This is a genomic window from Rhodovulum euryhalinum, assembly GCF_004342445.1.
Lineage (GTDB): Bacteria > Pseudomonadota > Alphaproteobacteria > Rhodobacterales > Rhodobacteraceae > Rhodovulum > Rhodovulum euryhalinum.
On record NZ_SLWW01000015.1, the window covers coordinates 85,767 to 100,477 of the forward strand.

Annotated in this window: 12 protein-coding genes, 3 pseudogenes and 1 riboswitch; of the genes and pseudogenes, 3 read left to right on the forward strand and 12 right to left on the reverse strand. The window is 67.4% G+C overall.

Features of this window, described 5'->3' with window-relative positions; translation table 11 throughout:
• Window positions 1-95: 95 nt before the first annotated feature.
• Window positions 96-1,226 carry a BLUF domain-containing protein gene (locus EV655_RS16095; RefSeq protein WP_132546382.1) on the forward strand — a complete coding sequence of 377 codons (1,131 nt, stop codon included), beginning with the start codon at window positions 96-98 and terminating at the stop codon, window positions 1,224-1,226.
• 57 nt (window positions 1,227-1,283) lie between these two features.
• Here EV655_RS16095 and metE read toward each other — a convergent pair whose 3' ends face one another.
• The 5 genes from metE to EV655_RS16120 form a co-directional block, all read right to left on the reverse strand.
• Window positions 1,284-3,563: a 5-methyltetrahydropteroyltriglutamate--homocysteine S-methyltransferase gene (gene metE / locus EV655_RS16100; protein ID WP_132546383.1), complete on the reverse strand. Its 2,280-nt coding sequence runs from the start codon at window positions 3,561-3,563 to the stop codon at window positions 1,284-1,286.
• A gap of 141 nt (window positions 3,564-3,704) precedes the next feature.
• The gene (gene prpB, locus EV655_RS16105; protein ID WP_132546384.1) at window positions 3,705-4,616 is read right to left on the reverse strand and encodes a methylisocitrate lyase; all 912 of its coding nucleotides are present in this window, start codon (window positions 4,614-4,616) and stop codon (window positions 3,705-3,707) included.
• Window positions 4,617-4,619: 3 nt separating this feature from the next.
• A complete protein-coding gene (gene prpC / locus EV655_RS16110; protein WP_132546385.1) occupies window positions 4,620-5,792 on the reverse strand; it encodes a bifunctional 2-methylcitrate synthase/citrate synthase in 1,173 nt (390 codons plus the stop codon).
• 3 nt (window positions 5,793-5,795) lie between these two features.
• Window positions 5,796-7,328: an MmgE/PrpD family protein gene (locus EV655_RS16115; protein ID WP_243645110.1), complete on the reverse strand. Its 1,533-nt coding sequence runs from the start codon at window positions 7,326-7,328 to the stop codon at window positions 5,796-5,798.
• Window positions 7,325-7,693 (reverse strand): acyl-CoA thioesterase, encoded by a 369-nt coding sequence (locus EV655_RS16120; protein ID WP_207901999.1) that lies wholly within the window; start codon window positions 7,691-7,693, stop codon window positions 7,325-7,327. Before EV655_RS16120 ends, EV655_RS16115 begins: the two co-directional genes overlap by 4 nt.
• 169 nt (window positions 7,694-7,862) lie before the next feature.
• Here EV655_RS16120 and EV655_RS16125 point away from each other — a divergent pair, with 169 nt between their 5' ends.
• Window positions 7,863-9,275, forward strand: a complete 1,413-nt coding sequence (locus EV655_RS16125; protein ID WP_132546387.1) for a short-chain fatty acyl-CoA regulator family protein — start codon at window positions 7,863-7,865, stop codon at window positions 9,273-9,275.
• Here EV655_RS16125 and EV655_RS16130 read toward each other — a convergent pair.
• From EV655_RS16130 to EV655_RS16160, 7 genes and pseudogenes are all read right to left on the reverse strand, one after another.
• Window positions 9,245-9,871, reverse strand: coding sequence for an anaerobic ribonucleoside-triphosphate reductase activating protein (locus EV655_RS16130; RefSeq protein WP_132546388.1), 627 nt, complete (start codon window positions 9,869-9,871; stop codon window positions 9,245-9,247). The genes EV655_RS16125 and EV655_RS16130 overlap by 31 nt on opposite strands.
• Window positions 9,864-10,064: an anaerobic ribonucleoside-triphosphate reductase gene (gene nrdD, locus EV655_RS16135; RefSeq protein ID WP_132546389.1), complete on the reverse strand. Its 201-nt coding sequence runs from the start codon at window positions 10,062-10,064 to the stop codon at window positions 9,864-9,866. The genes EV655_RS16130 and nrdD overlap by 8 nt, the downstream gene beginning before the upstream one ends.
• 13 nt (window positions 10,065-10,077) lie before the next feature.
• The gene (locus EV655_RS16140; RefSeq protein WP_132546390.1) at window positions 10,078-12,090 is read right to left on the reverse strand and encodes a ribonucleoside triphosphate reductase; all 2,013 of its coding nucleotides are present in this window, start codon (window positions 12,088-12,090) and stop codon (window positions 10,078-10,080) included.
• A gap of 20 nt (window positions 12,091-12,110) precedes the next feature.
• A pseudogene (locus tag EV655_RS16145) lies at window positions 12,111-12,218 on the reverse strand (class 1b ribonucleoside-diphosphate reductase subunit beta); the annotation flags it as partial.
• Between the two features lie 32 nt (window positions 12,219-12,250).
• Window positions 12,251-12,472, reverse strand: a complete 222-nt coding sequence (nrdH, locus tag EV655_RS16150) for a glutaredoxin-like protein NrdH (protein ID WP_132546391.1) — start codon at window positions 12,470-12,472, stop codon at window positions 12,251-12,253.
• Between the two features lie 110 nt (window positions 12,473-12,582).
• A riboswitch (cobalamin riboswitch) is annotated at window positions 12,583-12,786 on the reverse strand.
• 34 nt (window positions 12,787-12,820) lie between these two features.
• Window positions 12,821-13,024, reverse strand: a pseudogene (locus tag EV655_RS16155) (vitamin B12 dependent-methionine synthase activation domain-containing protein); the annotation flags it as partial.
• Window positions 13,025-13,234: 210 nt separating this feature from the next.
• Window positions 13,235-14,191, reverse strand: coding sequence for an ATP-binding cassette domain-containing protein (locus EV655_RS16160; protein ID WP_132546393.1), 957 nt, complete (start codon window positions 14,189-14,191; stop codon window positions 13,235-13,237).
• A 22-nt stretch (window positions 14,192-14,213) separates the two neighbouring features.
• Between EV655_RS16160 and EV655_RS16165 the strand changes: the two are divergent.
• Window positions 14,214-14,615, forward strand: a pseudogene (locus tag EV655_RS16165) (IS5 family transposase); the annotation flags it as partial.
• Between the last annotated feature and the right edge of the window lie 96 nt (window positions 14,616-14,711).

The window sequence follows — 14,711 nt, forward strand, 5'->3', positions numbered from 1 at the left end:
GCCCCGGAGGACACGGTGCAGATCGGCCCGAGCCGCCGGATCCATCCGCTGCACCATGCCACGGACCCCCGACGCCCAGGGCGGAGACCGCATGGATGCTGCTGACCGAAGAGCTTCCCGCAAGGACGGATGAAACGGGCGTGTTCAGACTGGCCTATGTCAGCCGGTCCTGTCGCGACCTGAGCCGGTCCGAGGTGGAAGGGCTCGCCGAAGCATCGGCCGCCCACAACCTGGAACGGGGCGTGTCGGGCGTTCTGATCTATGGACACGGGGTGTTCCTTCAGTGGCTCGAAGGCCCCGCGACCGAGGTCTGCGCCCTGATGGCCCGGATCGAGCGGGACCCAAGGCACGCGGCCGTGACCGTTCTGAGCGCGGGTTGGATCGGCCGGCGCCGGTTCTCGGACTGGTCGATGCGCGTCATCGGCCCCAGGGCGCCCGACGGGTCCTCGCTCATGGTTCCACTGACCGCAGGAGGCTCTGGCGGACCCGGCGCGGAAGAGGTGGCGCGCGCGTTCGATGCCGCCGCCAGGCTCTACCTGGCAGACGGGCTCGGCGGTCCGGTCTGGGACGATCTCGCGGCAGAGCTCGTCCAGCCGCTCGCCCGGGGCGGCGACCACGACCTCCCGCCCCTGCCAGAGGTCCTGCGGACCTTTCCGAGGGCACGGGCGGCTTTTGCCGACACGGTCTGCAACGCGCTTGCCGAGGGCTGGGCAGAAGATCGCTTTTCGGGGCTCGAGGTCACGATGGCGACCGTCCGGCTCAATCGACTGCTGCTGCGCGCGGGCCGTGCGGCCGAACCGGTGCTGTCGCGAGGCGCGGTCGTCGTTCTGGTGCCCGAACACGCGACGGAGATCACCGGCGCGATCGTCAAGGCCGACCTGCTGCGCGCCGCGGGCTATTCGGTGAAGTTCGTGCCCTCGGCCGCTGCGCAGACCCTGACGGCTGTTCTGGAGGCCACCGGAGACTGCCCCATCCTCGTCTATGGCGGACGGATCGGGTTCGACGCGGGCGATGCGCGGCGCGCCGGGGCGCTTGTGACGAAACTGGTCGGGGATCGGCCGGGGCGCGCTGTCCTGCTGTGCGGCCGAATTTCTGGCGCCCTCTCGGAATGGCCGGACCGGCTGGAGTTCCTGACCCAGGCCCGCGCGCCATTGCCGGGCCAGGGGGTCGACTGGCCGGCGGTCTCGGCTCTGGCTGCTGCGCCGCCGCCCGTGGGTGGGCGCTGAACGCGCATACCGACGATGCGCAGGAGAGAGCCCGCCTGCGCATGGTCGTCCTTGGTCCTATTCGGCCGCGAGGGCCGTCTGCCGCATCCCCCGCGCCGCTGCCACCAGATTGGCAAGCGACGCCTTCACCTCGGGCCAGCCGCGGGTCTTGAGCCCGCAATCGGGGTTCACCCAGAGGTGTTCGGCGGGGATGACCTCGGCGGCCTTGCGCAACAGCGCGGCGATCTCGGCCTCGGGCGGCACGCGGGGGGAGTGGATGTCCCAGATGCCCGGCCCGATCTCGTTGGGGTATTTGAACTGCCCAAACACCTCGAGAAGCTCCATGTTGGAGCGCGAGGTCTCGATCGAGATCACGTCGGCATCCATCTCGGCGATGGCCGCGATGATGTCGTTGAACTCGGAATAGCACATGTGGGTTTGAATCTGGGTGTCGTCGCGCACCCCCGACGACGACAGCCGGAACGCATCCACCGCCCAGTTCAGGTAGTCCGTCCAGTCAGCATGGCGCAGCGGCAGCCCCTCGCGGAAGGCCGGTTCGTCGATCTGGATCGCCGGAAGGCCGGCGGCCTCCAGGTCGGCGACCTCGTCGCGGATGGCCAGCGCGATCTGGCGGCAGGTCGCCTCGCGCGGCTGGTCGTCGCGGACGAAGGACCATTGCAGGATGGTCACCGGCCCGGTCAGCATGCCCTTCATCGGCCGTTCGGTCAGCGACTGGGCATAGGCCGACCAGTCCACCGTCATCGGCGCGGGGCGCGATACGTCGCCGTAGATCAGCGGCGGTTTCACGCAGCGCGAGCCATAGCTTTGCACCCAACCGAATTTGGTGAAGGCAAAACCGGCGAGGTTCTCGCCGAAATATTCCACCATGTCGTTGCGTTCGAATTCGCCATGGACAAGCATATCAAGACCCAGCGCCTCCTGCTCGGCAATGCAGGCGCGGGTTTCCTCCTTGAGAAACGCGTCGTAGTCGACATCGCTCATTTCGCCCCTGCGGTACGCGGCGCGGGCCTTGCGCACCTCGGCGGTCTGCGGAAAGGACCCGATGGTGGTGGTCGGGAAGGGCGGCAGGTTGAGCCGCGCCGCCTGCGCCTTGCGCCTCTCGGGGTACGGGCTTGTCCGTTTCAGGTCGTCGGGCGTGATGGCATCGGCCCGCGCCAGAACGGTCGCATCGTGGATACGGGTCGAGGCGCGGCGCGCGGCGGCGGCGCTGTCGGATTCGGCCATTTGCGCGGCCACCGCAGCACGGCCTTCCCCCAGCGCGCGGGTCAGCGTCCGTGTTTCGGACAACTTCTGCACCGCGAAGGCCAGCCAACCCTTCAGTTCCTCGTCCAGCGCCTCTTCCTGTTCCAGATCGACAGGGACATGCAGCAGCGAACAGGACGGTGCGATCTCGATCCGGTCCGGCCCCAGCGCCGCAAGCGCCGGTTTGGCTTGCGCCAGCTTGCGCGAGAGATCGGCGCGCCAGACATTGCGCCCGTCGATCAGGCCCAGCGACACCACCTTGTCGCCGGCCAGCGGCAACAGGGCGTCCAACTGCCCCGGCGCGCGCACCAGATCGACATGCACGCCCGCCACCGGCAGGCCCATCGCCAGCGCGCCATTGTCGCCCAAGCTGCCGAAATAACTGGCCAGCATGATCTTCGGGCCGACCCTGGCCAGTGCGGCATAGGCCGTTTGAAGAGCAGATCTCTGCTTGTCGGAGAGATCGAGCACCAGAACCGGCTCATCGATCTGCACCCACTCGGCCCCGGCGGCCCCCAAGCCGTCGAGAACCTGCGCATAGACCGGCAGGATGGCGTGCAGGAAATCCAGCGGGTCCAGGTCGGCGCCCCTGGCCTTGGCCAGGCTCAACCAGGTCACCGGGCCGATCAGCACCGGCCGCGTCGCGATCCCCAGGCGCTTGGCCTCGATGAACTCATCTACCGGTTTGGACGAGGACAGCGCGAACCGCATCCCGTCGCTCAGTTCGGGCACGATGAAATGGTAGTTCGTGTCGAACCACTTGGTCATCTCCATCGCCGGTGCCTCATCGGTGCCGCGGGCCATCGCGAAATAGGTGTCCAGGCCGACCGCGCCGCCCGAATGGCCGAACCGCGCAGGCACGGCGCCCAGCATGGCGGTGGCGTCCAGCACTTGGTCGTAGAACGAGAAGTCGTTGCATGGGATGGCGTCGATCCCGGCCTTTCGCTGCACCTGCCAATGGCGGGCGCGCAGGTCGCGGGCGGTCTCTTCAAGCGCTTCGGCGGTCAGATCGCCCCTCCAATAGGCCTCGACAGCTTTCTTCAACTCGCGCCGCGCGCCGATGCGCGGGAATCCCAGATTTGCGGACTGGATCATGCGTCTCTCCTTGCTCCATCCGAGGGTGCCCCTAGACAGGGCTGGCTTTGATTGGCGAAAAAGGGTCATTGATCACCGTTCGATTGATGGGGGCATGTCAGGGCGGCGTCGGGCCCCCGGCCCGTCTGCCACCCCTGCCGGTCAGACAGGTTCGGGGGCGACGCTGGCCACGATGGACCGGTCAAGCGCCTCATAGGCGTTCAGGCCGATCGTTTCGTAAAGCTCGGCGCGCGTCTGCATCTCGGGCTTCAGCCGGTCGGTGCAGCCCGCCCGCGCAAGCTCGGCATACAGCCGTTCCTGCGCCTTGTTGGCCACCCTGAGCGAGGACACCGGCCAGATCACCATGTCAAAGCCCAGATCCTGGAATTCGTCCGCGGTCAGCGACGGGGTGCGCCCGAACTCGGTCATGTTGGCCAGCAGTTTGACCCCGGGCAGGCGCGCGCGCATCTCGCGGAACATCTCGACCGAGGTCAGCGCCTCGGGGAAGATCGCCTCGGCACCCGCCTCGACATAGAGCTTCGCGCGGGCAACTGCGCCCTCGATCCCTTCGGACGCGGCCGCATCGGTGCGGGCGATGATGAAGAGATCGCGCCGGGCGCGGGCGGCGGCGGCGACCTTGGCGGCCATATCCTGCGGATCGGCCAGCCTCTTGTCGTTCAGATGCCCGCATTTCTTGGGCAGGAGCTGGTCCTCCAGATGCACCGCCGCCGCGCCGGCATCCTCGAATGTCCGCACCATGTGCATGACGTTCAGCGCCTCGCCATAGCCGGTGTCGCCATCGACCAGCAGCGGCAAGCCGCTGGCCCGCACGATCTGGCGGATGAAGAAGGCGACCTCGTCCACCGTGATGATGCCAAGATCGGGCAGGCCCATCTGCGCGGTCATCGCCGCGCCGGACAGATACAGGCCTTCGAAACCGGCGGCTCTGGCCTGCAACGCGGCCATGCCGTTGTGGGCGCCGGGCAGACGCAGGATGCCGGGCCGCGACAGGGCGGCGCGAAACCGGGCCGGCGCGGGACGCTCGGGCAGGTCGGACGCAACGAGATAGGGCATCGCTCAGGCCTCCGTCTGGTCGGTGATCAGCCCGCCGCGCTGGTCGATGGGCAGAAAGCGGCGGTTTTCGGGGCCGGTGTAATTGGCCGAGGGGCGGATGATCTTGCCGTCCTCGCGCTGCTCGATCACATGCGCGCCCCAGCCGGCGGTGCGGGCGATGACGAAGATCGGGGTGAACAGCTCCGTCGGCACGCCCAGCAGGTGGTAGGAAACCGCCGAGAACCAGTCGAGATTGGGGAACATCCCCTTGGCATCGGCCATCACCGTCTCGATCCGCTCGGCGATGTCGAACATCCGCGTTGCACCCTCGTGCTCGGCCAGCCTCCGGGCGACGCGCTTGATCACCACGTTTCGGGGATCGGAGACGGTATAGACCGGGTGGCCGAAGCCGATGATGACCTCCTTGTTTGCGACGCGGGCACGGATGTCCGCCTCGGCCTGATCGAGGGTGGCATAGCGGCGCTGGATCTCGAAGGCGGCTTCGTTCGCGCCTCCGTGTTTCGGCCCCCTGAGCGCACCGATGGCCCCGGTGATCGCCGAATAAATGTCCGCGCCCGTCCCCGCGATCGAGCGGGCGGTGAAGGTAGAGGCGTTGAACTCGTGCTCGGCATAAAGGATCAGCGTGGTGTGCATCGCGCGTACATGTTCCTCGCTGGACGGCCTTCCGTGGAGCAGGTGCAGGAAGTTGCCGGCGACCGACATGTCGTCGGTTTCCACCTCGATGCGGCGGCCGCTCCGGGAAAAGTGCATCCAGTAGAGCAGCATCGAGCCCTGCACCGCGAGCAGCCGGTCGGCGATGTCGCGCGCACCCGCTGGATTGTGGTCGTGCGCCTCGGGAAGAACGCAACCCAGGGCCGAGGCCCCCGAGCGCAGCACGTCCATCGGATGCGTTGCTGCCGGGATCGCCTCCAGCGTCTGGCGCACGGCAGCTGGCAGGCCGCGCAGCCGACGCAGTTTGGTGCGGTAGGCGGTCAGTTCCGCCGCGGTCGGCAGATGGCCGTGGATCAGCAGATGCGCGATCTCCTCGAAATCGCAGGCCTCGGCGATGTCGAGGATGTCATAGCCGCGATAGTGCAGGTCGTTGCCGGTCCGGCCCACGCTGCACAGCGCGGTGTTGCCCGCCACGACGCCGGACAGCGCAACGGATTTCTTAGGCTTGGTCAGGGTGCCGCTCATCGTTCAGTTCCATTCGAAAAGGCCCGTGGGGCGGTGGGTGCCGAGCCTGTCGTCCTCGACGGTAAAGTTCAGGATGCCCAGCCCATCGGCCGGGATCTCGGCCAGATGCTCGGCGGCATCGAGGAAGCGCTGCTGTTCGGCCGGCGCAAGGATGCCCTCTGACAGCGTCAGGAACTTCTTGACGTAATGGGGCCGCTCGAAGGGGCGGGCGCCGTCCGGGTGCGCGTCGGCCAGCGCGATCTCGTCCTCGATCACCTGCCCGTCCTTCATCGTCACGACGATCCGGCCGCCGAATGCCTTTTCCTGCGGATCGCGGCTGTGATAGCGGCGCGTCCACTCGGCGTCCTCGACGGTCGAGACCTTGTGCCAGAGATCCACCGTCGAAGGCCGGGCGGCACGTTCCGGCGCGTAGGAGCGTTCGTGATGCCAGGCGCCGTCCTCCAGCGCGACGGCGAAGATATACATGATCGAATGGTCCAGCGTCTCGCGGCTGGCCTTCGGGTCCATCTTCTGGGGATCGTTCGCCCCGGTGCCGATCACGTAGTGGGTGTGGTGGCTGGTGTGGATCACGATGCTTTCGACCGCGCGCGGATCGCCGATCTCGCTACGCAACCGGCGGGCAAGGTCGATCAGCGCCTGGCTTTGGTATTCGGCCGAATGCTCCTTGGTGTAGGTGTCGAGGATCGCGCGCTTGGGCGTGCCCCGCTCGGGCAGGGGAACCCGGTATTCGGCCTCGGGTCCGGACAGCATCCAGGCGATGAAGCCGTCCTCGCCCTCCCATGCCGGGCTGGGGGCACCTTCGCCGCGCAGCGCCCGGTCCACGGCCTCGATGGCCATCTTGCCGGCAAAGGCCGGGGCATAGGCCTTCCAGCTGGAGATCTCGCCCTTGCGGGACTGGCGCGTGGTCGTGGTGACGTGCAGCGCCTGCTGGATCGCCTGATAAATCACCTCGATCGGCAGCTTCAGCGCGGTTCCGATGCCCGCCGCCGCGGACACGCCCAGGTGCGCGATATGGTCGATCTTGTGCTCGTGCAGGCAGATCGCCTTGACCAGGTTCACTTGCACCTCATAGCCCGTGGCGATGCCGCGCAAGAGGTCATGGCCGGAAATGCCGCAATGCTGGGCGACCGCCAGGATCGGCGGAATGTTGTCGGCCGGATGCGAATAGTCGGCGGCCAGAAACGTGTCATGAAAGTCGAGTTCGCGCACCGCCACGCCGTTGGCCCAGGCCGCCCATTCCGGCGAGACACGGGTGGAATGCGGCATGCCGAACACGGTCGCGCCGCGCCGGTAGGGATGGCACAGCGCCTGCGCCCGGGCCGAGGCGACGGGCCGCCGCGCAACCGAGGCCGCGGCCACGGCGGCATTGTCGATCATGCGGTTGACGATCATCTCGGCCACGTCGTCCTCGACCGCCACCGGGTCGGCCGCGATCTCGGCGAATTTCCAGGCAAGCTGGTCCTCGCGGGCCAGGTTCTCGGCGGATTTGTGGGTGCGCAGGCTGTGCAGGCCCATGCGTGGGGCTCCGTCCTTCATGCGGGTGTCTCCGTTTGCTGGATGTCGATGGGGATGGGGCGGCCGTCCGCGTCGACGGCCACCATGTCGAATTGCCCGGTCATCGCGACATGGCGTGCGCCGGTGCTCAGCGTTTCGACATCGCCGGTCACGACCACGCGCATCGAGCTTCGGCCGACCCGGGTGACCGTCGCCGTCAGTTCCAGAACCTGCCCGGGCAGGACGGGCGTGCGGAAGTCGATCTTTTCGGAGGCGGCCATCACCACTTGCCGCCGCGCCCGGCGGCTGGCTGCGAGGAAGGCCGCCTTGCTCATCAGCGCAAGCCCGGCACCCGCGAACAGCGTGCCATGAGGATTGACCGACTCGGGAAAGATAAGCGCGGTCATCCGGCGGGCCTGATCGGCATGCGTCTCTTGCCCGGACATTGTTCACAACCTTTGCATTGCTCTGAAGTTGTAACGGGCATAAACAAGGCGGAAATGCATGGAAACGACTGAAAATGCGAAGTCTTGCAAAGGGGTTTGCGCACTTTGCGAAGGTTGCGAAGGCGCGGCGATGAAGAAGGCCTATCTTGGCGGACGTCTCCGCAAGTTGCGCGAGGCGCGCGGCCTGACCCAGGCGGCGCTGGCCGCGCAGCTCGACATCTCGCCCAGCTATCTCAACCAGATCGAGCGCAACCAGCGGCCCCTGACCGTTCAGGTGCTGCTGAAGATCAACGCGGCCTTCGGGCTGGACATCCAACTTTTCTCGGAAGAGGGCGACGCGCGTCTGCTTGCCGAGTTGCGCGAGGCGGTGCAAGGGGGCGAGCCTGCGGTCGGCCTGTCGGACCTGCGCGACCTGGTGGACAACGCCCCCGCGCTGGCCCGCCGCTTCATTGCGCTGCACCGCCGCGCGCGCGAGGCCGAGGATCGCGCCGCCGCGCTGGCGCTGGCGCAGGGCGCCCCGGATGCGATGCCGACGCCCGCGCCGTTCGAAGAGGTGCGGGACTTCTTCTATGACAACCGCAATTTCTTCGACGGTCTCGACGCGATGGCCGAGGGGCTGGTCGACGCCGCCCACATCAGCCTTAGCGATCCCCTGCCCGGTCTCGCCGCCCGTCTGCGCAACCGGCACAACATCACGTTGCGCAAGGATGACGAGGAAACCGGCGATCTGCGGCGCATCGATCCTGCGCGGCGCGAACTGGTGCTGTCGGGCGGGCTGAGCCCCGGGCAGATGGCGTTCCAGGCGGCGACCCAAATCGGCTTGATCGAGGCCGAGGACGAGATCGGCCGGCTGGTCGCCGGTGCGGCCTTTTCAGGCGACGAGGCGCGGCGGCTGGCGCGGATCGGGCTGGCCAACTATTTCGCGGGCGCGGTGCTGATGCCCTATGGCGCGTTCTGGCGCGCGGCCGAGGGGGCGGGCTACGACATCGACTGGCTGGGCCACCGGTTCGGCACCGGGTTCGAGGCGACCTGCCACCGCCTGTCCTGCCTGCAACGGCCCGGCGCGCAGGGGGTGCCGTTCTTCTTCCTGCGGGTGGACCGGGCGGGCAACATCTCGAAACGGCAATCGGCGACGGATTTCCACTTTTCCAAGGTCGGCGGCTCTTGTCCGCTGTGGCGCGTCCATTCGGCCTTCGACCATCCGGGCGATATCCTGACCCAGATCGCCGAGATGCCCGAGGGGCGGCGCTATTTCTGGGTCACGCGCACGGTGCGCAGCCGGCGGGGGCGCTATGGTTCGCCGGGCAAGGAATTCGCCGTGGCGCTCGGCTGCGATATCGCCCATGCCTCGCGGCTGGTCTATTCCAAGGGGCTCGATCTGGCCGATCCGGCAGCGGTCACGCCGATCGGGGCGGGGTGCAAGGTCTGTCCGCGCGAGGGCTGTTCGCAGCGCGCCTTTCCGATGCTGGGGCGGCCTCTGACGGTCGACCCAAGCCGCGCGCAGTTCGCTCCCTACGCGCAGGCCGCGGCGCAGAGATCGTGATCGGCGCAGCCTTCCGCACGGAAAGGTTGACGGCGCGAGGGCGGCAGGCCGAGCGCCGCCAGCTCTGCATCCATGCGCGCCAGGTCGACGGCGCCTAACAGCGCGGGGTGCACGGTGGTCCGCAGGTCGAACGCCACGCCGCTGTCGCGCAGCAGGATCAGGCTCTCGCGCGCCTTCGCCCCGCTGCCGGGGGCGCCGGTGATCCGGTCATAGGCATCGAAGGGCGCCTTGACGTCGAACCCCACCCAGTCGAGCAGCGGCAAGGCCTGCGCCAGCCGGGCCGGGTAAGGCCCGCCGGTGTGCAGCCCGGTGCGGAACCCCATCGCCCGGATGTTGCTGAGCGCCTCCGCCAGACCCTTTTGCAGCGTCGGCTCGCCGCCCGAGATCACGACCCCGTCCAGCAGGCCCCTGCGGCGGGCAAGGAACGCCGCCACCTCGGCCCAAGGGATCGTACCCGGTTCCGCGGGGATCAGCGTGGTGTTGTGGCAGTACCGACAGGCCCAGGGGCAACCCTGACAGAACAGCACCGCCACCAGTTCGCCGGGCCAGTCGACGCTGGAATGAGGCTCCAGCCCCGCGACCGCGATCTCAGCCAAGTCGCGCCTCGGCCTCGTCGAAATAGACGCGTTCGGCCGCCTCGCCCTTCTTGCCGGTGTTGAAGGAGGCGACGGGGCGGTGATAGCCCATCACGCGGGTCCAGACCTCGCAGCGGGTGCGTTCCTCGTCGTTGATCTCGATTTCGTCGGCCAGATCGGATTCCAGATCGGACATGGTCAGGGGCTTGTTCATCAGGGGGTCTCCTTCAGCTTGCTTTGAGTTGGGCGCGTTTCGCCGCCCGCAGTTCGGCGTCGCAGATCGGGCAGAACTCGTGCTCGCCCGCGATGTAGCCGTGCTTCGGGCAGATCGAGAAGGTGGGCGTCACGGTGATGTAGGGCAGGCGGAAGTTCTCCAGCGCCCGCCTGACCAGCTTCTTGCAGGCCTCGGCCGAGGACACCCGCGCGCCCATGTAGAGGTGCAGGACGGTGCCGCCGGTGTATTTCGCCTGAAGCGGCTCCTGGTGTTCCAGCGCGGCAAAGGGATCGGCGGTCCAACCCACCGGCAGTTGGGTGGAGTTGGTGTAGTAGGGCTGATCCTCGGGCCCTGCCTGCAGGATGCCGGGGAAGCGCTTGCGGTCCTCACGTGCGAAGCGGTAGGTCGTGCCCTCGGCCGGTGTGGCCTCGAGATTGTACATGTGCCCGGTCTCTTCCTGATAGGCCACCATTCGGGCGCGCAGATGGTCCATGAATCGCAGGGCGAAGGTCCGGCCCCACTTTGTCGAGATATCCTCCGCATCGTCGGTGAAATTGCGGATCATCTCGTTCACGCCGTTCACGCCGAGCGTCGAGAAATGGTTCCTGAGCGTGCCGAGATAGCGCTTGGTGTAGGGAAACAGGCCCAGGTCGATATGGCGCTGGATCACCTTGCGCTTGATCTCCAGGCTCGTGCGCGCGATCCCGGCCAGCCGGTCCAGTGCGGCCAGCAGCGCCGCCTCGTCGCCCTTGTGCAGATGCCCCAGCCGGGCGCAGTTGATGGTGACGACACCCAAGCTGCCGGTCTGCTCGGCCGATCCGAACAGCCCGTTGCCGCGTTTCAGAAGCTCGGTCAGGTCGAGTTGCAACCGGCAGCACATCGAGCGGACCATGTGCGGCTCCAGCTCCGAGTTTACGAAGTTCTGGAAATAGGGCAGCCCGTATTTCGCCGTCATCTCGAAGAGATACCCGGCATTCTCGCTGTCCCAGGGGAAGTCAGGGGTGATGTTGTAGGTCGGGATCGGGAAGGTGAAGACCCGCCCCTTGGCGTCACCGGCAGTCATCACCTCCATATAGGCGCGGTTGATCATGTCCATTTCGGACTGCAGATCGCCATAGGTGAAATCAACCTCGCGCCCGGCGACAATCGGCACTTGTTCGCGCAGATCCTCGGGACAGGTCCAGTCGAAGGTAAGGTTGGTAAAGGGCGTCTGTGTGCCCCAGCGCGAAGGGACATTGAGGTTGTAGATGAATTCCTGCATCGCCTGCCGGACCTGATCGTAGGTCAGGCGATCGCGCCGGACGTAAGGCGCCAGATAGGTGTCAAAGGAACTGAACGCCTGCGCGCCGGCCCATTCGTTCTGCAACGTGCCCAGGAAATTGACGATCTGGCCAAGGGCGCTGGACAGATGGGCGGGCGGGCCAGATTCGATGGTGCCGGGAACGCCGTTCAGCCCCTCGCGCAGCAGCGTGCGCAAAGACCAGCCCGCGCAATAGCCCGCGAACATATCCAGGTCGTGGATATGGATGTCGCCGTCGCGATGCGCTTGGCCGACCTCGGGCGGATAGATATGCGACAGCCAGTAATTCGCCGTCACCTTGCCGGACGTGTTCAGGATCATGCCCCCCAGCGAATAGCCCTGGTTGGCGTTCGCGTTCACCCGCCAATCCGACCGGTCGAGATACTCGTTGATCGAGCGTTCCACATCGACCAGCGTGCGCCGGTCCTCGCGCAGGCGGGCATGCTGTTCGCGGTAGACGGCATAGGCGCGCACCGTGGCCATGCGATTGGCCCCGATCAGCGCCTGTTCGACGGCATCCTGGATGTCCTCGATCCCCGGCGCGCCGCCCGCGTGGCGGTAGGACAGCACGCGCACCACCTGATCGGCCAGGCGCGCGGCCTCGGCGGCGTCGAGCTCGCCCGTGGCCTCGCCCGCGCGGGCGATGGCGCGCGCGATCCGGCCCGCGTCGAATGTAACTGTCTGCCCGTCGCGGTTGACGACGGATCTGGGGGAAAGCGTGGTCATGGTGTCACCTGTCTGCATGGTCAGAAATCCCAGTCATCGTCCTCGGTCGCCACAGCCTTTCCGATGACGTAGGAGGAACCGCTTCCCGAGAAGAAATCGTGGTTCTCGCTGTCGGTGTTGCCCGAAGCGGAGGAATAGTAGACGACCCCGCCCATCGATGTCAGGCCAGCCGACCGATGAGGTCGGGGCGGAACCCTGCCCAGTGGTCCTCGCCCGCGATCACGACCGGGACTTGGCGATAGCCCAGCCCGGTCACGCGGCTCAACGCCGCGTCATCCTCGGTCAGGTCGATCACCTCAAAGCTCAGCCCGCGTGCCTCGAGCGCGCGCGTTGTGGCCGTGCACTGCACGCAGGCCGGTTTGTAATAGACCGTGATGGTCATCTCTCGCCCCTTTGTCTGCCGTTTCCGGTCGGGCTTGGGGACACGAGAGCCATCGCGACGGGCCAGCCCGCCACGGATCGCACACGCACCCCGAGGCCCTCCGCCTCTGGTTGTCGTCGTCCGTCACGGCAGGTCTCCTGGCTTGCGGGTCAATGCTCGGCCGACCTTCCCGGGACGTGTCCCAGTGGCGTGTTCAGCGTCGCTCGCCGCTTACAGTTGCGGGGGCAGCGCCGGATTTGGACCTCTCGGATCCGCACCGGCTTCCCTCTTTCGTTCCCGGGTCGCCCCGGAAAACCATGACACAAACATTAGGCATCGAATCGCGCTACCTGTCAATATATGGTGTTCTCAGGCGGCTTCTTCACGAGGTATTGCGCCGTGGATGTAGTTCAGAACCGGGGCCAGCCAGCGCTCGGCCTCTTCTACGTCCATGCCCTTGCGGCGCGCGCAGTCCTCGACCTGGTCCCGCTCGACCTTGCCGACGCCGAAATAGAAACTGTCGGGATGGCCGATATAGAGACCGCAGACCGAGGAACCGGGCCATATCGCCAGGTGAAGTATCAGAAGCTCGAGAAGGCTCCCCCGCACCCGCGGGGATAGACCCTACGCGCTGAACGATGGCAGGGCCAGGCGCGGCTGGTCCGCGCGCGGGTCTGGTCGCACATCTTTCCCTGGTCGCGCCGCTTGCTGCGCCTCGGCCTGCCAAGCATGCACGGGGAATGGGAGCGGCTGGCGGCGGTGCTGGCCCGAGCCGGTGCCGCGTCAGGCGGCGGCCATGCCGTCCGCCGGCAGGTCGAGACGGATGACGCGGTCGGCGGCCTTGCCGATCAGGTCGGGCTGGTGGCTGACGAGCAGAAGCGCAACATTGCGGTCTCGGGCGAGACCGGTGAGCAGCGCGATTAACTCGCGTTGCGTCAGGGGATCGAGGCGCGAAGTCGGCTCGTCGGCGAACAGGAAGACGGGGTCGAGCAAGAGTGCCCGCGCGATGGAAAGCCGCTGAAGCTCGCCGCCCGACACCTCTCCGGGCCTGCGGTCGAGCAAGGCGGGATCGAGCCGGAGACGCTCCATCAACGGCGGCAGGCGGTCCGGCGCTATCCGGTGCCGCGCCATCAGGTCGGCCAGCGCGAGGCGCGGTGCGAAGGCTGCGGGCGGGTCCTGCCAGAGCTTCTGGAAACGCAGCGGGCCAAGGCCGGCGGCCCGGGTGACGCGGCCGGCGGCCGGGGCGATCAGGCCCAGAAGCGTGTCGCCAAGCGAGGACTTGCCAACCCCCGACGGTCCCGCGAGGCCCACCACCTCGCCCGCGCGGAACGTCAGGTCGAGACTGGAGGCGAGGATGCGCCGGCCACGTCCCACGGCAAGCCCCTCGGCGCGCAGCACCTCTGCGCCCGGTGCGGCGCGGTTGCGCATCGGCCAGTGCCGGGGCTCGGCAGCGATCAGGTCCATGGTGTAGTCGGCGGCAGGCGCCGACAGGACCCGGGCCGCCGTACCGCATTCCACCACCCGGCCCTCGCGCAGCACGACGATCTCGCCGCCCAGGGCTTCGGCAAGTTCCAGGTCATGGGTGATGGTCAGAAGCGCGCCGCCAGTCTCGGTGACATGGCAGAGGTGCCCGGCCACCTCGTCGCTACGGGCGAGGTCGAGCCCCTTGGTCGGCTCGTCCGCCAACACGATCCCGGCGCTCCCGGCGCGGGCCGCGGCGATGGCCAGCCGCTGCGCCATGCCGCCCGAAAGCTCGAACGGATATCGTGGCTCGGAGGGGCCGTTGCATCTGCTGATCGACGGCACCGGGATCAAGGTCGAGGGCGAAGGCGAGTGGAATGCGCGCAAGCATGGTGGCGCCAAACGCCGCGTCTGGCGCAAGGTTCACCTTGGGATCGATGGGAAAACACTGGAAATCCGGGCAGTGGAGTTCACGAGCAGCGACGTCGGCGATGCGCCCATGCTGCCGGAACTGCTCGACCAGATCCCGCCCGAGCAGGAGATCGGCAGCGTCACCGCAGATGGTGCCTATGACACCCGCAAATGCCACAACGCCATTGCCGGCCGGGGCGCCGCGGCCGTCATCCCGCCCCGCAAGAATGCCCAGCCCTGGAAACCCGACAGCGCAGGCGCGATCGCGCGCAACGAGGCCCTCCGCGTGGCTTTGATGATGTGACCGCCCCCCGACGGCATCAATGTGCCAAGGTGGGTCTGCGACGATCCACAAAGGAGGGCGGTCATGTCGGAGATTATCACGGTC